Raw genomic sequence first — 20,597 nt, 5'->3', positions numbered from 1 at the left:
GAGAGGGGAAAAAACGATAAACTAAAACCATCTTCCAATTTTTTCTGCGAGCCCGCGCAAAACCAGTTGATGCCTGTGTCGTACCGTTTGCTGCCATCCCTGATCATTCTCCTGCTGCTGCCGGGCGTTCCCGTCTGGGCGCTGACCGCCAGCCACACCACTCTTACTCCCCAGGAAGAACCTTCCTTGCCCGATTTGGGGATCGCCCCGCAGGTCGATGACGACGCCAGACACTTTGCCGAAGTGGCTAAGAAGTTCGGCGAGGCCAGCATGAGCGATAACGGACTGACGGCGGGCGAACAGGCGCAGATGTTCGCCATCAACAAACTCGGCAATGAAGTGAGCCACCAGCTGGAGAGCTGGCTCTCGCCATGGGGCAACGCCAATGTCGACCTGCTGGTCGATAAAGAGGGGAAGTTCACTGGCAGTAAAGGGAGCTGGTTCGTGCCGTTGCAGGATAACGATCGCTACCTGACGTGGAACCAGTATTCGGTAACCCGGCGCGAGAACGATCTGGTGGGCAACATTGGGCTTGGCCAGCGCTGGCGGGTCGGCGGCTGGCTGCTGGGCTATAACTCGTTTTATGACAAGGTGCTGAGCGAAAGCCTGGCTCGCGGCAGCGTCGGCGCCGAGGCGTGGGGAGAATATCTCCGCCTGTCGGCGAACTACTACCATCCGCTGGGCGACTGGCAGCTGCGGGAGAATCAAACCCAGGAGCAGCGGATGGCCGCAGGGTATGACGTTACCGCCCAGGCGCGACTGCCGTTTTATGAGCACATCAACACCAGCGTCAGCGTCGAACAGTACTTCGGCGACAGCGTCGATCTGTTTCATACCGGCACTGGCTACCATAACCCGGTGGCCGTCTCCGTCGGGCTCAATTACACCCCGGTCCCGCTGGTCACCGTGACCGCCAAGCATAAGCAAGGGGAAAATGGCGTCAACCAGAATAACGTTGGCCTGAAGCTCAACTACCGCTTTGGTGTGCCGCTCAAGCAGCAGCTGGCGGCGGACGAGGTGGCGTTCAGCAACTCGCTGCGCGGCAGCCGCTTCGACAGCCCGGAGCGGGATAATCTGCCGGTAGTGGAGTATCGGCAGCGCAAAAATCTGACGGTCTATCTGGCCACGCCGCCCTGGGATCTACAGTCCGGGGAGACGGTGCAGCTGAAGCTGCAGATCCATAGTCTGCACGGTATCAAGTCGCTGCACTGGCAGGGCGACACCCAGGCGCTCAGCCTGACGCCGCCGGTGGATGCCCGCAGTCCCGATGGCTGGAGCGTGATTATGCCGGTGTGGAACAGTGAACCGGGCGCCGCGAACCGCTGGCGCCTGTCGGTGGTGGTAGAGGATAAACAGGGGCAGCGCGTCTCATCCAATGAGATCGCCCTGGCGCTGACCGAGCCGCTGGTCAAGTTCACCACGCCAGGCGTCTCCTGGACGGACTCGCCTTAAAAAATTCGCTCCTGGTGGACCCATACCGCGGCTTCCACCCGGGATTTGAGCTTCATTTTCTTCAGCATGTGCTTGACGTGCACTTTGACGGTGCTTTCGGTGATATCCAGCCGGCGGGCGATCATTTTGTTCGGCAGCCCCTGGGCGATCAGCTTGAGGATGTCGCGCTCGCGCGGGGTCAGCTGGCTGATGTCGCGATCGGAGGTGGCGCGGTTGGCGCGCAGGCTGGCGGCCAGCACCGGGGTTAACGCTTCGCTTAATACCATTTCTCCGGCGGCCGCCTGCTGCAGCGCTTTCAGCAGATCTTCCGGCTCCATGTCTTTCAGCAGATAGCCATCGGCGCCGCGCTTGAGGGCGGTAACAACGTCCTCTTCATGGTTAGAGACGCTGAAGACCACCACCCGCCCAGACAGCGATTTCTCACGCAGTTTGTCCAGCGTTTCCAGGCCGTTCATGCCCGGCATATTGAGGTCCAGCAGGATCAGATCCGGATCCAGCGACTCCGCCAGCTCGATACCTTGCGCGCCATTGCTGGCTTCGCCAATCACCTGGATGTCCGGCGCCATGCTAATCAATTGTTTCACGCCGGTGCGCAGCATCGGATGGTCGTCAATGAGAAGGATGGTTGCCCGTTCCTGTTGACTCATGGGGGTCTCCTTATTGGATGGAAAACGTTTTTTCCGGGATAAACGTGACGATCACTTCGGTCCCGCCGGTTTCCCGGCGCCGAACCTGACAGTCGCCGCGCAGGCTTTGCGCGCGATCCCGCATAATAATTAAACCGTAATGGTTACTCCGCTCGGCGTGGTCCGGCACGCCGCGGCCGTTATCCGCCACCACCAGACGGACCTGGTTATCGCGTTGTGACACCGTCACGGTCACTTCCGTCGCGCTGGCATGCTTCAGGGCGTTGCTTAACGCTTCGCGGGCGATCTGCAGCAGGTGTATGGCCTGATGCGACGGCACAAAGCGCGGCGGAAGCTGATAATCAAGCTGCACCGTAAAGCCGAAGTGGGCGCTGTACTCCTGACAGCTGGCCTCCAGCGCCGGGCGCAGGCCCGGCTCGGTCAACTGCAGGCGGAAGGTGGTTAACAGCTCCCGCAGTTGGGCCCACGAGGTATTCAGCTCGTTACGAATTTGCCCCAGCAGCTGCCGGCTCTCCGCCGGCAACGCGTCGCCCTGCATCTGCAGGCAGCTGACCTGCATCTTCATACAGGATAGCGACTGGGCGATGGAGTCATGCAGCTCGCGAGCGATAGTGGCCCGCTCTTCCATGACGATCAGCTGCTGCTGTTTCTCCTGATGGCGGTCCAGCGCCAGGGTGCTGGTCAGTTGTTCAACCAACGTATCCACCAGCTGCTGCTGATCGTGGCTGAGATGACGGCCAACCGGCAGCGTCGCCAGCAGGATGCCGTACTGATTATGCGCATCCGACAGCCGCCACTTCAGCGTTGTGCCGCCATCCGGTAGCGGCGGCAGGTTGCGTGGGCAGAGGTAGCAGCCCATGTCATCACATTCATTATCCGAGTGGCAGGTAAACTCCTGATGGTTGTCTTCATCTTCCAGATCGTAGACCCGCACCTCGATATCGCGCAGTAGCGTCAGACCCTGCAGACCGTTCAGCACCGGCGAAATGCGTTCGCAGAGCGGGGCGTTGGCGTGCAGCCGGCGGTTGGCCTGCCATAAGAAGGCGAGGATCTCGTTCTTCTGTTCCAGCCCGGCGGTCTTCTCCTGCACCCGGCGCTCCAGCACGGCGTAGCTTTCCGCCAGCTCTTCCGACATGTTATTTAGCGCCATGCCGAGAGTCGCCATTTCGTTGCGCCCGCTGATGTGCGCCCGCTGGGTGAAATCACGCTGGCTCACCGCTCGCGCCATGCTCAGCAGCTGTTTCCATGGCCGCAGCAGCCGCGCGCGTAGCCAGATGATGGTGAAGATCAGCAGTAGCGCCATGCCGATGGCGAGGAGGCGATGGATCCAGACTACCCGTTCGATACGCTGCTCGGTGGTATGGTCGAATGCGGTCACCAGCTGGTCGATACGATCGACAAAGTCGGCGACATCCTGGGCGACCTCCGCCTGGTTGACCGCGCGCTGCATGCCGGGAGCCAGCGCCAGCTGCCAGTACTGCTGCAGGGCCTGCAGCTCGCGCTCCTGTCCGTCGCGGCGGGCGGAGTTTTGCAGCTCCGGACTGAAGACGGTGGCGGTCATATCATCGACCAGCTTTTGATCGTTTTCATTCAGCGGGATCGCCGCCAGCAGCCGGTAGCTCTGCATGCGTAATGACCCGGCTTTGTTAATGGCGTGCGCGCTGCCCTGCACGCCGTTGACCAGGCGCGCGGAGATCGCCATGCCGGCGACGCCTGTAAGGGTGGCAAGCAGGACGATCAACGCCAGTTGATTGACCAGCGTCAGCGGGGTAAAAAGACGTTTTAACATGGAATGCGTGGCTCCTGACCGGTCGTGTCTCCGGGAGTGGCGCTTATTCTCGGCTATCCCCTGGAGTATACCCATACCCCCAAAGAGTTACTCCTTAATTGTCGGTGGTAGGCACCGTTGGGAGAGGGGTTATACGCATCCCGGCAGCCGTGTGAAAAACCACACTTTTTTTCCCACCATTCTCTACTCACTTCGGAGCATGGTCTATTTTTGCACAAATTAGTCCGCGCTTTTCCTTTGATTTATATCAACTTACCGCCCCGGACAACCCCTAAGGTAGCGGCAGGAAATATGAATAATCAGAGGTATCTATGAGTCAATCTTCCCTCCCGGAGAAGGCTAATCGCTCGGTCATTACCGACTGGCGGCCTGAAGATCCTGAATTCTGGCAACAGCGCGGCCACCATGTGGCGAGCCGCAATTTATGGATCTCCGTTCCCTGTCTGTTACTGGCGTTCTGCGTATGGATGTTGTTCAGCGCCGTTGCCGTTAACCTCAACAAAGTGGGCTTTCAGTTTACGACCGATCAGCTGTTTATGCTGACCGCGCTGCCGGCGCTCTCCGGCGCGTTGTTGCGCGTTCCTTACGCCTTTATGGTGCCGCTGTTCGGCGGCCGTCGCTGGACGGCGTTCAGCACCGGGATCATGATTGTGCCGTGCGTGTGGCTGGGCTTTGCGGTCCAGGATACTTCCACGCCGTTTAGCGTCTTCGTCATCATCTCTCTGCTGTGCGGCTTCGCCGGGGCCAACTTCGCCTCCAGTATGGCCAACATCAGTTTTTTCTTCCCGAAAGCGAAGCAGGGCGGGGCGCTGGGCGTCAACGGCGGCCTCGGCAATATGGGCGTCAGCGTGATGCAGCTGGTCGCACCGCTGGTGGTGTCGGTCTCGGTGTTTGCCATTTTTGGCGGGACCGGCAGCCAGCAGCCGGACGGCTCGATGCTGTATCTGGAAAACGCCGCGTGGATCTGGGTACCTTTCCTGATTATCTTCACCCTGGCGGCGTGGTTCTTTATGAACGACCTGTCCGCTTCCAAAGCCTCGCTGAGCGAACAGCTGCCGGTGCTTAAACGCCTGCATCTGTGGATCATGGCGCTGCTCTATCTGGCGACCTTCGGCTCCTTTATCGGTTTCTCCGCCGGTTTTGCCATGCTGTCGAAAACCCAGTTCCCGGACGTGCAGATCCTGCACTACGCCTTCTTCGGTCCGTTTATTGGCGCGCTGGCGCGTTCGATGGGCGGGGCGATCTCCGACCGTCTCGGCGGTACCCGCGTGACGCTGGTGAACTTCGTGGTGATGGCTGTCTTCTGCGCGCTGCTGTTCCTGACGCTGCCGACCAATGGCCAGGGCGGCAACTTCATCGCCTTCTTTGCAGTGTTTATGGTGCTGTTCCTTACCGCCGGGCTGGGCAGCGCCTCCACCTTCCAGATGATCTCCGTGATCTTCCGTAAGCTGACCATGGACCGGGTGAAGGCCCAGGGCGGCAGCGAAGCCCAGGCGATGCGCGAGGCGGCGACCGATACCGCGGCGGCGCTGGGCTTTATCTCCGCCATTGGCGCCATCGGCGGCTTCTTTATTCCGAAGGCGTTCGGTATCTCGCTGGATCTGACCGGCTCGCCGGCCGGCGCGATGAAAGTGTTCCTGATCTTCTATATCGCCTGCGTGATCATCACCTGGGCGGTATACGGCCGTAAGCGTCAGTAATTCGCCATAGTCGATGTCGCTTCATACAGGCGCACTCCTGAGGGAGGCGCCTTTTATACTGGCTTAATTAGTTACAACATACTATTGAGCGTTTTTATTCATTTTGGCCACTGAGCCGGGGAGGGACGGCTTGCCAGCGTCACCGCTCTACCCCTTAATACCTCCCTGGTGAACCATCCCGCGTCTGGCGAGCTATTTTTCGCTAAAAAACCTTAAAAAACATCAAATTAAAAAGCTGAGTTTTGTACCACCTTGGTGGTAATTGCCAATTTGCGCCACGTTAACAAGCCAGTCCGTATTGATCGCTATCAATTCCCGCCCGCTTTCATGGCGTTACCTTCGCTGCAAATCCAGCAATGTCGATTTATCAGAGAGCCGTCAGGCTCCATATCAGGAGAAACCCGATGAGTAAATTCCTGGACCGGTTTCGCTACTTCAAACAGAAGGGTGAAACCTTTGCCGATGGGCACGGCCAGCTTCTAAACACCAACCGGGACTGGGAGGATGGATACCGTCAACGTTGGCAGCATGACAAAATTGTGCGTTCCACTCACGGTGTTAACTGCACCGGTTCATGCAGCTGGAAGATTTATGTCAAAAACGGGCTGGTGACCTGGGAAACCCAGCAAACGGACTATCCGCGCACCCGTCCGGACCTGCCAAACCACGAACCGCGCGGCTGCCCGCGCGGCGCCAGCTACTCCTGGTATCTGTACAGCGCGAACCGCCTGAAATACCCGCTGATGCGCAAACGCCTGATGAAGATGTGGCGGGAGGCGAAGGTTCAGCATAGCGATCCGGTCGCGGCATGGGCCTCGATTATCGAAGACGCCGACAAAGCCAAAAGCTTCAAACAGGCTCGCGGTCGCGGCGGGTTTGTCCGCTCCTCATGGCAGGAAGTGAACGAGCTGATTGCCGCCTCCAACGTCTATACCGTGAAAACTTACGGTCCGGACCGCGTGGCCGGCTTCTCGCCGATCCCGGCGATGTCGATGGTCTCCTACGCCTCCGGCGCCCGTTACCTGTCGCTGATCGGCGGCACTTGCCTGAGCTTCTACGACTGGTACTGCGACCTGCCGCCGGCCTCGCCGATGACCTGGGGCGAGCAGACCGATGTGCCGGAATCCGCCGACTGGTACAACTCCAGCTATATCATCGCCTGGGGCTCCAACGTGCCGCAGACCCGTACCCCGGATGCGCACTTCTTTACTGAAGTTCGCTATAAAGGGACCAAAACCGTGGCTATCACTCCGGACTACGCCGAAATCGCCAAGCTCTGCGATCTGTGGCTGGCGCCGAAGCAGGGTACCGATGCCGCGATGGCACTGGCGATGGGCCACGTGATGCTGCGTGAGTTCCATCTTGATAAGCCGAGCCAGTATTTCACCGATTACGTGCGTCGCTACACCGACATGCCGATGCTGGTGATGCTTGAGGAGCGCGACGGCTATTACGCCGCCGGCCGCACGCTGCGCGCGTCCGACCTCGTGGATTCCCTTGGTCAGGAAAAGAATCCGGAATGGAAGACCGTCGCCTTTGACGAGAAAGGCGATCTCACCGTGCCGAACGGTTCCCTCGGATTCCGCTGGGGCGATAAAGGCAAATGGAACCTCGAACAGCGCGATGGCAAAACCGGCGAAGAGATTGAGCTGCGTCTGAGTCTGCTCGGCAGCCATGACGAGGTGGCGGACGTTGGCTTCCCGTACTTCGGTGGCGAAGGTTCTGAGCACTTCAACAAAGTCGCTCTTGAAAACATTCTGCTGCACAAACTGCCGGTCAAACGCCTGCAGCTGGCCGACGGCTCCAGCGCGCTGGTGACCACCGTGTACGATCTGACCATGGCCAACTATGGCCTGGAGCGCGGTCTGAACGATGACAACTGCGCCGCCAGCTATGATGAAGTGAAAGCCTACACCCCGGCCTGGGCGGAGAAAATTACCGGTGTCTCCCGCGCGCATATCATCCGTACCGCCCGCGAGTTTGCCGATAACGCCGATAAAACCCATGGTCGCTCGATGATTATCGTCGGGGCGGGTCTCAACCACTGGTTCCACCTCGACATGAACTACCGCGGTCTGATCAACATGCTGATCTTCTGCGGCTGCGTCGGCCAGAGCGGTGGCGGTTGGGCGCACTATGTGGGCCAGGAAAAACTGCGTCCACAGACCGGCTGGCAGCCGCTGGCGTTCGCCCTTGACTGGCAGCGTCCGGCACGCCATATGAACAGCACCTCGTACTTCTACAACCACTCCAGCCAGTGGCGCTATGAAACCGTGACCGCGCAGGAGCTGCTGTCGCCGATGGCGGATAAATCCCGCTACAGCGGTCATCTGATCGACTTCAACGTCCGCGCCGAGCGGATGGGCTGGCTGCCGTCGGCGCCGCAGCTGGGCGTTAACCCGCTGCGCATCGCCGATGAGGCGAAAAAAGCCGGCATGACGCCGGTGGATTACACCGTCAAATCCCTGAAAGAGGGCTCGATTCGCTTTGCGGCGGAGCAGCCGGAAAACGGTAAAAACCATCCGCGTAACCTGTTTATCTGGCGTTCCAACCTGCTGGGCTCCTCCGGTAAAGGCCATGAGTACATGCTCAAATACCTGCTGGGTACGGAGAACGGTATTCAGGGCAAAGACCTTGGCAAGCAGGGTGGCGTGAAGCCGGAAGAAGTCGAATGGCGAGATAACGGCCTCGACGGCAAGCTGGACCTGGTGGTGACCCTCGACTTCCGTTTGTCGAGCACCTGTCTCTACTCCGACATCGTGCTGCCGACCGCCACCTGGTATGAAAAAGACGACATGAATACCTCGGATATGCATCCGTTTATTCATCCGCTGTCGGCGGCCGTTGACCCGGCCTGGGAATCGAAGAGCGACTGGGATATCTATAAAGGTATCGCGAAGAAATTCTCAGAACTGTGCGTGGGCCACCTCGGTAAAGAAACCGACGTCGTTACGCTGCCGATCCAGCATGATTCCGCCGCGGAAATGGCGCAGCCGCTGGACGTCAAAGACTGGAAGAAGGGCGAATGTGACCTGATTCCGGGGAAAACCGCGCCGCATATTATTCCGGTCGAGCGTGATTATCCGGCGACTTACGAGCGCTTCACCTCTATTGGTCCGCTGCTGGAAACCATCGGCAACGGCGGGAAAGGCATCGCCTGGAATACCCAGAGCGAAATGGACCTGCTGCGTAAGCTCAACTACACCAAGGCGGAAGGCCCGGCGAAAGGTCAGCCGAAGCTGGAGACGGCCATTGACGCCGCGGAGATGATCCTCACCCTGGCACCGGAAACGAACGGTCAGGTGGCGGTGAAGGCGTGGAAAGCGCTGAGCGAGATCACCGGCCGCGAGCACGCGCACCTGGCGCTGAACAAAGAAGACGAGAAGATCCGTTTCCGCGACATTCAGGCGCAGCCGCGGAAAATTATCTCCAGCCCGACCTGGTCAGGTCTGGAAGACGAACACGTCTCCTATAACGCCGGATACACCAACGTTCACGAGCTGATCCCATGGCGTACCCTGTCCGGTCGTCAGTCGCTGTATCAGGATCACCAGTGGATGCGTGACTTTGGCGAAAGCCTGCTGGTTTATCGTCCGCCGATTGACACCCGCTCGGTGAAAGCGGTGATGGGCGAGAAGTCCAACGGCAACCCGGAGAAGGCGCTGAACTTCCTGACCCCGCACCAGAAATGGGGTATCCATTCGACCTACAGCGATAACCTGCTGATGCTGACCCTGTCACGCGGCGGTCCGATCGTCTGGATGAGCGAGGCGGATGCGAAAGATCTGGGTATCGAAGATAACGACTGGATCGAAGTGTTCAACGCCAACGGCGCCCTGACGGCGCGCGCGGTGGTGAGCCAGCGCGTGCCGGCCGGGATGACCATGATGTATCACGCGCAGGAACGCATCGTGAACCTGCCTGGCTCTGAAGTCACCGGCCAGCGCGGCGGGATCCATAACTCGGTTACCCGTATTACGCCGAAACCGACCCATATGATCGGCGGCTATGGCCATCTGGCCTATGGCTTTAACTACTACGGCACCGTCGGCTCCAACCGCGATGAGTTTGTGGTGGTACGTAAGATGAAGAACATTAACTGGTTAGACGGCGAAGGCAATGACCAGGTACAGGAGAGCGTAAAATGAAAATTCGTTCACAAGTCGGCATGGTGCTGAATCTCGATAAATGCATCGGCTGCCACACCTGCTCGGTAACCTGTAAAAACGTCTGGACCAGCCGGGAAGGGATGGAGTACGCCTGGTTCAATAACGTGGAGAGTAAGCCTGGCGTTGGTTTTCCGAACGACTGGGAAAACCAGGAGAAATGGAAGGGCGGCTGGATCCGCAAAATCAACGGCAAGCTGCAGCCGCGTATGGGCAACCGCGCGATGCTGTTAGGTAAAATCTTCGCGAACCCGCATCTGCCGGGCATCGATGATTACTACGAGCCGTTCGATTACGACTACCAGAACCTGCATAACGCCCCGGAGAGTAAACACCAGCCGATCGCCCGTCCGCGATCGCTGATCACCGGCCAGCGGATGGACAAGATCACCAGCGGTCCGAACTGGGAAGAGATCCTCGGCGGCGAGTTTGAAAAGCGCGCCAAAGACCAGAACTTCGACAACATGCAGAAGGCGATGTACGGCCAGTTCGAGAACACCTTCATGATGTATCTGCCGCGCCTGTGCGAGCACTGCCTGAATCCGGCGTGCGTCGCAACCTGCCCGAGCGGCGCCATCTATAAGCGTGAAGAAGACGGCATCGTGCTGATCGACCAGGACAAGTGCCGCGGCTGGCGGATGTGCATCACCGGCTGCCCGTACAAGAAGATCTACTTCAACTGGAAGAGTGGGAAATCTGAGAAGTGCATCTTCTGCTACCCGCGTATTGAATCCGGAATGCCGACGGTATGCTCCGAAACCTGCGTGGGCCGAATCCGCTACCTCGGCGTCCTGCTGTATGACGCGGACGCGATCGAAAATGCCGCCAGCACCGAGAACGAGAAAGATCTCTATCAGCGTCAACTGGACGTGTTCCTCGATCCGAACGACCCGAAAGTGATTGAGCAGGCGCTGAAAGATGGCGTACCGCAGGGGGTGATTGAAGCCGCGCAGCAGTCGCCGGTGTGGAAAATGGCGATGGACTGGAAGCTGGCCCTGCCGCTGCACCCGGAATATCGCACCCTGCCGATGGTCTGGTACGTGCCGCCGCTGTCGCCGATTCAGTCCGCCGCCGATGCCGGCGAACTGGGCAGCAATGGGATCCTGCCGGACGTGGAAAGCCTGCGTATTCCGGTGCAGTATCTGGCGAACCTGCTGACCGCCGGCGATACCCAACCGGTTCTGTTGGCCCTGAAGCGGATGCTGGCGATGCGTCACTATAAGCGGGCGGAAACCGTTGACGGCGTTGTCGATACCCGCGCGCTGGATGAGGTGGGCTTAAGCGAAGCGCAGGCTCAGGAGATGTACCGCTACCTGGCGATCGCTAACTACGAAGATCGTTTCGTGGTGCCAAGCAGCCATCGTGAACAGGCGCGGGAAGCGTTTCCGGAGAAAAACGGCTGCGGCTTTAGCTTTGGCGACGGCTGCCACGGCTCTGACAGCCAGTTCAACCTGTTCAACAGCCGTCGCATCGACGCCATCGACGTGACCAGCAAAACGGAGCCGCACGCATGATTGAACTTGTGATTGTGTCGCGCCTGCTCGAATACCCTGACGCTGCCTTATGGCAGCATCAGCAGGAGATGTTCGAGGCGCTTGCGTCATCAGAGAAACTCAGCAAAGAGGATGCTCACGCGCTGGGCGTTTTTCTGCGCGATCTGCTGGCTCAGGATCCGCTGGATGCCCAGGCGGCCTATAGCGAACTGTTTGACCGCGGCCGGGCCACCTCGCTGCTGCTGTTTGAACACGTGCACGGCGAATCCCGCGATCGCGGGCAGGCGATGGTTGATCTGATGGCGCAGTATGAGCGCCACGGTCTGCTGCTCGATAGCCACGAGCTGCCGGATCATCTGCCGCTGTATCTGGAGTATCTGGCGCAGCTGCCGGAAGAGGAAGCGCTTGGCGGCCTGCGGGACGTTGCGCCGATCCTCGGCCTGCTCAGCGCGCGGCTGCAGCAGCGCGAGAGCCGTTATGCGGTGCTGTTCGAACTGCTGCTGAAGCTGGCAAACACTCAGGTCGACAGCCAGAAGGTGGCGGAGAAGATTGCCGACGAAGCCCGCGACGATACGCCGCAGGCGCTGGACGCGGTCTGGGAAGAAGAACAGGTGAAATTCTTTGCCGACCAGGGCTGCGGCGAGTCGGAGATTTCCGCTCACCAGCGTCGTTTTGCCGGAGCCGTGGCCCCGCAATATCTGAATATCTCTAACGGAGGACAGCAATAATGCACTTCCTGAATATGTTCTTCTTTGACATTTATCCGTACATTGCGGGTTCAGTGTTCCTGATCGGCAGTTGGCTGCGCTACGACTACGGTCAGTACACCTGGCGCGCCGCCTCCAGCCAGATGCTGGACCGTAAGGGAATGAACCTGGCGTCGAACCTGTTCCATATCGGCATCCTCGGCATTTTCGCAGGCCACTTCCTCGGCATGCTGACCCCGCACTGGATGTATGAATCCTTCCTGCCGATCGACGTCAAGCAGAAGATGGCGATGATCGCCGGCGGCGCCTGCGGCGTGATGACCCTGGTGGGCGGTTTACTGCTGCTCAAGCGTCGTCTGCTCAGCCCACGCGTGCGCGCCACCACCACCGGCGCGGATATTCTGATCCTCTCCCTGCTGATGGTGCAGTGTGCGCTGGGTCTACTGACGATCCCATTCTCTGCCCAGCATATGGACGGCAGCGAAATGATGAAGCTGGTCGGCTGGGCGCAGTCGGTGGTCACCTTCCACGGCGGTGCGTCGCAGCACCTGGATGGCGTGGCGTTTATCTTCCGCGTCCACCTGGTGCTGGGGATGACCCTGTTCCTGCTGTTCCCATTCTCTCGCCTGGTTCATATCTGGAGCGCGCCGGTAGAGTACCTGACGCGCAAATACCAGATTGTCCGCGCCCGTCGCTAACTGGCCCGCGACCGCTGACTGACCCCGCCCTGGCGGGGTTTTTTTTCGCCCCAGCCGAGGTTATTCCCGGCGGCGGCAAACAGAATAAGCATCCCGCCGAGCAACTGCACAGGGGTTAACGCATGATGGAAGACCAGATAGTCGACCCCCATCGCCACCAACGGATAAATAAAGGAGAGCGAACCGGTAATGGGCGTCGGCAGCTTCTGTATCGCGCTATATAAAAGCTGATACATGATCCCGGTATGGACGACGCCGAGGATCAGCAGATAGCGCCAGGGGAAGCTGGCAGAAAAGTCGGGCATTTGCACCAGCGGCAGCAGCATCACGACGCCGACGAGCACCTGAATAAAGGCAATATGCTGAGCAGGGAGCGGATGCAGTTTGCGGGCGATGATGGCGGTCAGGGCATAGAAAAATGCCGCGCCTAATGCCAGCAAAACGCCGGCCGTGAGACTTTCGCCGTGCGTCGGGGCAAGCTCGCTTGACAGCAGGATCACCACGCCGCCGAAGGCCAACAGTAACCATCCCCATTTTACGGCGCTGACCCGTTCCCCCAACACCATGCCCATCAGCACCAGCATAAACGGCTGGGTGTTGTAGACCACCGTGGCCATGCCAATTGAAATACGCGAGTAGGCGGCAAACAGCAGCAGCCAGTTGATGACCAGCGCGATGCCGCCAAGTACCGCGAGGGCGAGGGTGAAGCGCGTGAGACGACTGAAGGGCTGGCGGCTGAGAATGATGAACAGCAGCAGGGTGAGCGCGCCAATCAGGCAGCGCCAGAACACCACATCAATTACCGGCAAACCAGAGAGCAGCACGAACGCGCCGATCGAGCCAGAAATTATCATCGCCAGGCTCATTTGCCAGACGCCGCGGGTAATTTGCATATTTCACCTCCAGAAGTTTTCCAGTATTGTGCGAAAAATCCTGACAGCCTGACATGGCTGAATTAAGGCAAACAGGGGGAAATCCCTTTCATAATTAGGTAAAAAACATGAATGACGTACTTGATGAAATTGACCGGGCGATCCTCACTTGCCTGACTCAGGATGCCAGAGTCTCGTTGAAGGTATTGAGCGCGCGGGTGGGGCTGACCTCGCCGAGCACCGCCGAGCGGGTGAAGCGCCTGGAGGAGCGGGGCGTGATTCAGGGCTATGGGGCGCGGGTGAATCTCGCCGCGCTGGGCTACAGCCTGCAGGCGCTGGTGCGGGTTCGGCCGCTGCCTGGTCTACTGCAAAAGGTGGATAAATATATTCAGGCGATGCCGGAGTGCATTGAAAGTGACAAAGTGACCGGAGAGGATTGTTTCGTGATGCGACTGGTGGTGCGTGATATTGCCCAGCTGGATACGCTACTGGACGGCCTGGCCGAATTTGCGCAGTGCAATACCTCGGTGGTGAAAAGTTCGCCGGTGAAGAGGCGACTGCCCCCGCTGTGAGTTTTCCCGGAGGCGGTGCGGCGCACCTGACCGGACTACCAGACGGCACACCTGTAGCCTCGCTAAGCGAAGCGCGAGCGAGGAGATAGCAGAACAGGTGGCTGACGAGAGTGCAACAGCGGTGGGGGAAGGATGACTCGGCGCTAAAGCGCCTCGCCCTTCGGGCCGTTGCCTTCGGCAACGTTCTCTCGCTACGCTCGAGTCGAACCTTAGTCGAAGCTTCTCATCCTTCCCCGTGGGGCAGAATATAAAGTATCGCAAGTGGAGTAAGCTGGGTAATACATGAAGGGATGGTGGTGGGGGAAGGATAACTCGGCGCTAAAGCGCCTCGCCCTTCGGGCCGTTGCCTGCGGCAACGTTCTCTCGCTACGCTCGAGTCGAACCTTAGTCGAAGCTTCTCATCCTTCCCCGTAGGGCAGAATATAAAGTATCGCAAGTGGAGTAAGCTGGGTAATACATGAAGGGATGGTGGTGGGGGAAGGATTCGAACCTTCGAAGTCGATGACGGCAGATTTACAGTCTGCTCCCTTTGGCCGCTCGGGAACCCCACCAGGGGAAAATCACATTGTAGGCTATTCAGCAAAATGAATGGTGGTGGGGGAAGGATAACTCGTCGCTATCGCTCCTTGCCCTTCGGGCCGTTGCCTGCGGCAACGTTCTCTCGCTGGTGCTCGAGTCGAACCTTAGTCGAAGGTTCTTACCCTTCCCGCTAAGTGCAAACATCGTTTACGCTTGTCGGGAAAACCATATCACTGTAGTGAATAATGGTGGTGGGGGAAGGATTCGAACCTTCGAAGTCGATGACGGCAGATTTACAGTCTGCTCCCTTTGGCCGCTCGGGAACCCCACCACGGGGTAATGCTTAATACTGGCCTGCTTCCTTCTCGGGAAGCGGGGCGCATCATACCAAATGATGCGCCCCTGTAAAGCATTCCTTTGACAAAAATAAACTGGTTGCCTGATTTTTACCCGTAACGCCGTAAAGCTAACCAATTCATTTCTCAGTCGATTAAAGAATAATCGTCCGGTTGCCGTAGACGAAGACGCGCTGCGCCAGTACCTGATACAGCGCCCGGCTCAATACGTTTTTTTCGACATCGCGCCCGGCACGCATCATATCTTCTGCGGTATAAGTATGATCGACGTGAATGACGTCCTGCATAATGATGGGGCCTTCGTCCAGATTATCATTCACGTAGTGGGCGGTGGCGCCGATGATCTTCACGCCACGCTCATAGGCCTGATGATACGGACGCGCGCCGATAAACGCCGGCAGGAACGAGTGGTGAATGTTAATGATCTTGTTCGGGAAACGGGCGACAAATTCCGGCGTAAGCACGCGCATATACTTGGCCAGCACCACGTAATCCGGCTCGTGGGCGGCAATCGCGTCGCCCATCTGTTTGTCGTGCTCTTCGCGGCTCAGCCCTTCATGGCTGACCAGTTCAAACGGGATGCCAAAACGTTCCACCAGCGGGCGCAGGGTGTCATGGTTACCAATAACCGCGGCAATATCGACATCCAGCCCGCCGTAATTGGCTTTCATCAGCAGATCGCCGAGGCAGTGGGCCTCTTTCGTCACCAGAATCACCACCCGGCGGCGGCCTGCCGGATTGAGTTCACGAATCGAGCCTTCCGGCAGGGCGCTGTCCAGATCGGCCAGCAGAATAGCGTCGTTGAAAATGCCTTCCAGTTCGGTGCGCATAAAGAAACGACCGGTGCGGTGGTCAACAAATTCGTTGTTCTGCACAATGTTAAGTTCGTGCTTGTAGCAGATATTGGTGATACGCGCGATGAGGCCTTTCTGATCAGGGCAAATAGTGCGTAGTACTTTACGTTGTAATGAATGCATCGCGAGGAAAATCCTGTAGTGTTTGCAAGCGCTGCGGCAGCGTTACTGGCCGCAGCATTTTTTAAATTTTTTACCTGAACCGCAAGGGCAGGGGTCGTTACGGCCAATCAGCGGTCGTGTCCCGTCGATATAGTACCACTGTCCATTTTCTTTTAAGAATCTGGAACGTTCAATAATGGCGCCCGGGCGGTTATTGTCATTAAAGCGGGCGATAAAGCTGACAAAGCCTTCATTTGCGGCTCGTCCTTCATCGCTGGCGAACAGGGTTAAGCCCAGCCATTCTGTGTGGGCAAAGCCTTTCTCCAGTTCGGCGCGAAACTGCCGCGCCTGACAGGACGGATGCCAGGTTTTGATCAGGTAGTCGGCATCTTTCATGACGAACGCGCTGTAACGGGAGCGCATAAGCTGTGACGGGCCTGGCGCAAGCTCAGCGCCGGACAGATATCGCTGGCAACATGAGCTATACTCCAGTGCGCTGCCACAGGGGCATAATTGCGACAAAACAGCCTCCATGGAAGAATGAGTAACGGCGCTTCTACGCCAAAGGGCTTTATGTTAACTGAGCCGTGACAATGTTGCCACGCTCAGAGTGGAAGGATAGTTATCAGTACTAATGAGAAAGCTTAAAATTGGTCTGGCGTTAGGTGCGGGTGCCGCCCGCGGATGGTCGCATATTGGCGTCATCAACGCCCTCCAGCAGGCCGGCATTGAGATTGATATCGTGGCCGGTTGCTCTATCGGTTCGCTGGTAGGGGCGGCGTATGCCTGTAACCGGCTCCCGGCGCTTGAGTCCTGGGTCTGCTCTTTCAGCAACTGGGACGTTCTGAAACTGATGGACCTCTCCTGGCGCCGCGGTGGACTGTTGCGGGGTGAAAAGGTATTCAATCATTATCGCCGCATCATGCCCGTGACCGATATCGAACACTGCGAACGGCGATTTGCCGCCGTCGCGACAAATTTAAGCACTGGCAGGGAGCTGTGGTTTACCGAAGGCGATCTGCATTTAGCGATTCGAGCCTCCTGCAGTATGCCGGGGTTAATGTCGCCGGTAAGGCATAATGGTTACTGGCTGGTCGATGGCGCGGTGGTCAATCCGGTTCCCGTGTCGCTTACGCGGGCAATGGGGGCCGATATCGTGATTGCCGTGGATCTGCAACATGATGCCCACCTTATGCAGCAGGATTTATTCTCCCTCGAAACGCCGCGGCGCGAAGCCGAAGCGAAGGAGGGGCCATGGCATACTCGTCTGCGCGCACGCTTGACGCAAATGAGTTCCCGCCGGACGGCCGTGACGCCGACGGCGATGGAGATCATGACCACTTCTATCCAGGTCCTGGAGAATCGTCTTAAACGCAATCGTATGGCGGGCGACCCGCCGGATATCCTGTTGCAACCGTACTGTCCACAAGTCTCGACGCTTGATTTCCATCGCGCCGGCGAGGCGATTACCGCAGGGCAGCTGGCGGTAGAAAAGAAAATGGATGAATTATTACCCTTAGTGCGTACCGCGATTTGACGCACGAGTACCTGACTTAAGCAAATTCTGACAGGCGATAGTGAGAATAGCGTGCCACTATTGAATTATCGTCAGCCAGGGGAGATATCATGACGCAGCCATTGGCGGGAAAACAGATTCTGATAGTTGAAGACGAACCCGTTTTCCGCTCACTCTTGCATGGATGGCTGACCTCGCTGGGAGCAACGACCTTCCAGGCGGAAGATGGCAAGGATGCCCTGCATAAAATGACGGAGGTGCATCCGGACCTGATGATCTGCGACATTTCGATGCCGAGAATGAACGGTCTGGAGCTGGTGGAGACGTTGCGTAATCGCGGCGAGCAGCTACCGATCCTGATGATTTCCGCTACCGAAAACATGGCCGATATAGCCAAAGCGTTGCGGCTTGGCGTTCAGGACGTGTTGTTAAAGCCAGTAAAAGATTTCAATCGCCTGCGTGAAACCGTTTATGCGTGCCTCTATCCTGCGATGTTCAGTTCACGTGTGGAAGAGGAAGAGCGTCTATTTGAGGACTGGGACGCGCTGGTCAGTAATCCTACCGCCGCCTCACGATTACTGCAGGAATTACAGCCGCCGGTGCAACAGGAAATGTCGCACTGCCGCATTCATTATCGCCAGCTGGTGTCGGCGGATAAACCCGGTCTGGTACTCGATATCGCGCCGCTCTCGGACAATGATTTGGCCTTCTATTGTCTGGATGTCACACGAGCAGGAGATAATGGCGTACTGGCAGCTTTATTATTGCGCGCGTTGTTCAATGGCTTGTTACAGGAGCAACTGGCGCATCAGGGACAACGGCTTCCAGAAATGGGGAGTCTGCTAAAACAGGTGAATCAGCTGCTGCGTCAGGCAAACCTTCCCGGTCAGTTTCCTTTGTTAGTGGGGTATTACCACAGCGGACTGAAAAATTTAATTCTGGTGTCGGCGGGGCTCAATGGCACGCTGAATACCGGTGAGCATCAAATTCAGATTAGTAATGGCGTTCCTTTGGGAACGTTGGGTGATGCTTACCTTAACCAAATTAGCCAGCGTTGTACCTCATGGCAGTGCCAAATTTGGGGGGCTGGAGGGCGTTTACGCTTAATGTTGTCTGCGGAATGAGCAATTACGGTTATATCTAAGCAGACGGGATTACCCGTTGCCCTTTAGCGGTGGTAACATCGAGCAGTTTTATGCGTAAAAGTCCTAATTCGAGGCTATCGGAAGCTTTTCAGACCAGTGAATACGCGCTTGACTGATATACTCGACACGTTATTTGTAACGAGAAGTTTAAAAAACAAACAGTCCAGGAGATTTCAATGGCTGCCCTTAATTCTAAAGTCAGAAAAGCGGTTATCCCGGTTGCGGGATTAGGCACCAGGATGCTGCCGGCCACCAAAGCGATTCCAAAAGAAATGCTGCCGCTGGTAGATAAGCCGTTAATTCAGTACGTTGTTAATGAATGTATCGCTGCAGGAATTACTGAAATTGTTCTGGTAACGCACTCGTCCAAAAACTCTATCGAAAACCATTTCGATACCAGTTTTGAGCTGGAAGCGATGCTGGAAAAACGTGTGAAACGCCAGCTGCTGGAAGAAGTGCAGTCTATTTGTCCGCCACACGTAACCATTATGCAAGTTCGTCAGGGCCTGGCAAAAGGTCTGGGACACGCGGTGCTTTGCGCCCATCCGGTGGTGGGTGATGAGCCGGTCGCAGTTATTCTGCCAGACGTTATTCTGGATGAATATGAATCCGATCTGAGCCGCGATAACCTCGCGGAGATGATCTCTCGTTTCGATGAGACCGGCGCCAGCCAGATTATGGTTGAGCCTGTCGACGACGTGACCGCCTATGGCGTGGTTGACTGCAAAGGTGAGTCTCTGCAGCCGGGCGAAAGCGTACCGATGGTGGGTGTGGTAGAGAAGCCGAAAGCTGACGTCGCGCCGTCCAACCTGGCGGTGGTGGGGCGCTATGTCCTCAGCGCCGATATCTGGCCGCTGCTGGCGAAGACACCTCCGGGTGCCGGTGATGAAATTCAGTTGACTGACGCGATTGATATGCTGATCGAAAAAGAGACGGTCGAAGCTTATCATATGAAAGGCAAGAGCCATGACTGCGGTAATAAGCTTGGCTACATGCAGGCGTTCGTCGAATATGGTATTCGCCACAAAACGCTGGGTGACGATTTTAAAGCCTGGCTGGAAACCGCGGTTGCGAAGTAATCCGCAGCGCTGCTGAAAGCACAAAACCGGGAGTCGCAATGCGCTCCCGGTTTTTTATATCGGCCCCTGGGGGCAAAAAAAATCCCGCCGCAGCGGGATTTTTATATCGTAACAACGGAGATTAGATCAGGAAATCGTCCAGTGATTTACCTTGCTCATCCATTGCTTTTTTGATCACCGCCGGGGTACGGCCCTGGCCGGTCCAGGTTTTGGTTTCGCCGTTTTCGTCGACATAGCTGTATTTAGCCGGACGTGCAGCACGCTTGGTTTTGGTACCGGCTTTAACGGCTGCCATGGTGCTCAGCAGTTCATTCGGATCAATACCGTCAGCGATCAGCATTTCACGATATTGCTGCAGCTTACGCGTACGTTCTTCAATTTCTGCCGCGGCGGCGTTTTCTTCTTCACGGCGCTCGTTAACAACGACTTCTAATTTTTCCAGCATTTCTTCGAGCGTTTCCAGGGTGCATTCTCTTGCCTGCGCACGAAGAGTACGGATGTTGTTCAAAATTTTAAGTGCTTCGCTCATTGTAGTAATCTCAAACTTATATTGTGGGGTGGTTTGTTGAACTAATAATAGAGCGATAAAATGCGTTGTGCAATAGGGGGGAATGTAAGGAATTCAAAATTACTGGTTATTTGTCGCGAGAATTAATTAATTTAAGTTAAAATTCCCGTGCCGCTTCACATCTTTCATCCTTATAGCGATGAGGAGAAGGTAAGCTAAGACACTGAGACGGTATGCTTTTTCTGAGGTACGGTGAGAAAAATTATCCTTTACATGGGTAAATAACCCTCGTCAGTATTAGCGCATTTTTGGTTACGAGACTTAATATAAAACAACGTGCGGCCCAGCTTATAGCCCCATAGTTAACCGCCCTATAAGCACGAAAAGACAATGGTTACCCCGCCAGTAGCGTAACGGGGCGC

General features: G+C 57.1%; 16 protein-coding genes, 2 tRNA genes and 3 other RNA genes. 10 read left to right on the top strand and 11 right to left on the bottom strand.

Annotated features, from left to right (window positions below; all coding sequences use genetic code 11):
- Positions 1-69 precede the first annotated feature (69 nt).
- On the top strand, positions 70-1,452 hold the full coding sequence (locus ACQUTI_RS04110; RefSeq protein ID WP_053810220.1) for a YchO/YchP family invasin: 1,383 nt from the start codon (positions 70-72) through the stop codon (positions 1,450-1,452).
- Here the strand turns inward: ACQUTI_RS04110 and narL are convergent.
- Complete coding sequence (gene narL, locus ACQUTI_RS04105; RefSeq protein ID WP_002910198.1) at positions 1,449-2,099, bottom strand: two-component system response regulator NarL; 651 nt, start codon at positions 2,097-2,099, stop codon at positions 1,449-1,451. The genes ACQUTI_RS04110 and narL overlap by 4 nt on opposite strands.
- 10 nt (positions 2,100-2,109) lie before the next feature.
- Positions 2,110-3,888 carry a nitrate/nitrite two-component system sensor histidine kinase NarX gene (gene narX / locus ACQUTI_RS04100; RefSeq protein ID WP_114508253.1) on the bottom strand — a complete coding sequence of 593 codons (1,779 nt, stop codon included), beginning with the start codon at positions 3,886-3,888 and terminating at the stop codon, positions 2,110-2,112.
- 311 nt (positions 3,889-4,199) lie between these two features.
- Here narX and ACQUTI_RS04095 point away from each other — a divergent pair, with 311 nt between their 5' ends.
- From ACQUTI_RS04095 to narI, 5 genes are all read left to right on the top strand, one after another.
- Positions 4,200-5,588, top strand: coding sequence for a NarK family nitrate/nitrite MFS transporter (locus ACQUTI_RS04095; RefSeq protein ID WP_004203185.1), 1,389 nt, complete (start codon positions 4,200-4,202; stop codon positions 5,586-5,588).
- Positions 5,589-5,992: 404 nt separating this feature from the next.
- Entirely contained in the window at positions 5,993-9,736 is a 3,744-nt protein-coding gene (locus tag ACQUTI_RS04090; RefSeq protein WP_023318562.1) for a nitrate reductase subunit alpha, read from the top strand.
- Positions 9,733-11,268 (top strand): nitrate reductase subunit beta, encoded by a 1,536-nt coding sequence (gene narH / locus ACQUTI_RS04085; protein ID WP_004203183.1) that lies wholly within the window; start codon positions 9,733-9,735, stop codon positions 11,266-11,268. Before ACQUTI_RS04090 ends, narH begins: the two co-directional genes overlap by 4 nt.
- Positions 11,265-11,975, top strand: a complete 711-nt coding sequence (gene narJ, locus ACQUTI_RS04080; protein ID WP_023318561.1) for a nitrate reductase molybdenum cofactor assembly chaperone — start codon at positions 11,265-11,267, stop codon at positions 11,973-11,975. The genes narH and narJ overlap by 4 nt, the downstream gene beginning before the upstream one ends.
- Positions 11,975-12,652 (top strand): respiratory nitrate reductase subunit gamma, encoded by a 678-nt coding sequence (gene narI, locus ACQUTI_RS04075; protein WP_002910189.1) that lies wholly within the window; start codon positions 11,975-11,977, stop codon positions 12,650-12,652. The genes narJ and narI overlap by 1 nt, the downstream gene beginning before the upstream one ends.
- Here the strand turns inward: narI and ACQUTI_RS04070 are convergent.
- Complete coding sequence (locus tag ACQUTI_RS04070; RefSeq protein ID WP_049116203.1) at positions 12,649-13,545, bottom strand: DMT family transporter; 897 nt, start codon at positions 13,543-13,545, stop codon at positions 12,649-12,651. The genes narI and ACQUTI_RS04070 overlap by 4 nt on opposite strands.
- Positions 13,546-13,652: 107 nt before the next feature.
- Between ACQUTI_RS04070 and ACQUTI_RS04065 the strand changes: the two genes are divergently transcribed.
- Complete coding sequence (locus tag ACQUTI_RS04065; protein ID WP_023318559.1) at positions 13,653-14,096, top strand: Lrp/AsnC family transcriptional regulator; 444 nt, start codon at positions 13,653-13,655, stop codon at positions 14,094-14,096.
- A gap of 116 nt (positions 14,097-14,212) precedes the next feature.
- On the opposite strand, the gene ACQUTI_RS04060 is transcribed toward ACQUTI_RS04065, so the two are convergent.
- The 7 genes from ACQUTI_RS04060 to ACQUTI_RS04030 form a co-directional block, all read right to left on the bottom strand.
- Positions 14,213-14,344: non-coding RNA, RtT sRNA (locus ACQUTI_RS04060), on the bottom strand.
- Between the two features lie 43 nt (positions 14,345-14,387).
- A non-coding RNA gene (locus ACQUTI_RS04055) (RtT sRNA) lies at positions 14,388-14,519 on the bottom strand.
- 43 nt (positions 14,520-14,562) lie between these two features.
- A tRNA-Tyr gene (locus ACQUTI_RS04050) sits at positions 14,563-14,647 on the bottom strand.
- 38 nt (positions 14,648-14,685) lie between these two features.
- Positions 14,686-14,818: non-coding RNA, RtT sRNA (locus tag ACQUTI_RS04045), on the bottom strand.
- Between the two features lie 43 nt (positions 14,819-14,861).
- Positions 14,862-14,946: transfer RNA gene (locus ACQUTI_RS04040), tRNA-Tyr, on the bottom strand.
- A gap of 159 nt (positions 14,947-15,105) precedes the next feature.
- Entirely contained in the window at positions 15,106-15,948 is an 843-nt protein-coding gene (gene purU, locus ACQUTI_RS04035) for a formyltetrahydrofolate deformylase (RefSeq protein ID WP_004203178.1), read from the bottom strand.
- A 42-nt stretch (positions 15,949-15,990) separates the two neighbouring features.
- Positions 15,991-16,449 (bottom strand): YchJ family protein, encoded by a 459-nt coding sequence (locus ACQUTI_RS04030; RefSeq protein ID WP_017900770.1) that lies wholly within the window; start codon positions 16,447-16,449, stop codon positions 15,991-15,993.
- A gap of 112 nt (positions 16,450-16,561) precedes the next feature.
- Between ACQUTI_RS04030 and rssA the strand changes: the two genes are divergently transcribed.
- The 3 genes from rssA (at position 16,562) to galU (ending at position 19,667) form a co-directional block, all read left to right on the top strand.
- Positions 16,562-17,464, top strand: coding sequence for a patatin-like phospholipase RssA (gene rssA / locus ACQUTI_RS04025; RefSeq protein ID WP_004203175.1), 903 nt, complete (start codon positions 16,562-16,564; stop codon positions 17,462-17,464).
- An 89-nt stretch (positions 17,465-17,553) separates the two neighbouring features.
- Positions 17,554-18,567: a two-component system response regulator RssB gene (rssB, locus tag ACQUTI_RS04020; protein ID WP_017900771.1), complete on the top strand. Its 1,014-nt coding sequence runs from the start codon at positions 17,554-17,556 to the stop codon at positions 18,565-18,567.
- Between the two features lie 197 nt (positions 18,568-18,764).
- The gene (gene galU / locus ACQUTI_RS04015) at positions 18,765-19,667 is read left to right on the top strand and encodes a UTP--glucose-1-phosphate uridylyltransferase GalU (protein WP_043519787.1); all 903 of its coding nucleotides are present in this window, start codon (positions 18,765-18,767) and stop codon (positions 19,665-19,667) included.
- A gap of 121 nt (positions 19,668-19,788) precedes the next feature.
- On the opposite strand, the gene hns is transcribed toward galU, so the two are convergent.
- A complete protein-coding gene (gene hns / locus ACQUTI_RS04010) occupies positions 19,789-20,196 on the bottom strand; it encodes a histone-like nucleoid-structuring protein H-NS (RefSeq protein ID WP_002910103.1) in 408 nt (135 codons plus the stop codon).
- Between the last annotated feature and the right edge of the window lie 401 nt (positions 20,197-20,597).

It is taken from the genome of Klebsiella sp. 7-CIP_Kleb. (genome assembly GCF_050378655.1).
Lineage (GTDB): Bacteria > Pseudomonadota > Gammaproteobacteria > Enterobacterales > Enterobacteriaceae > Klebsiella > Klebsiella quasipneumoniae.
This window is presented reverse-complemented; position numbering and strand designations above follow the sequence as displayed.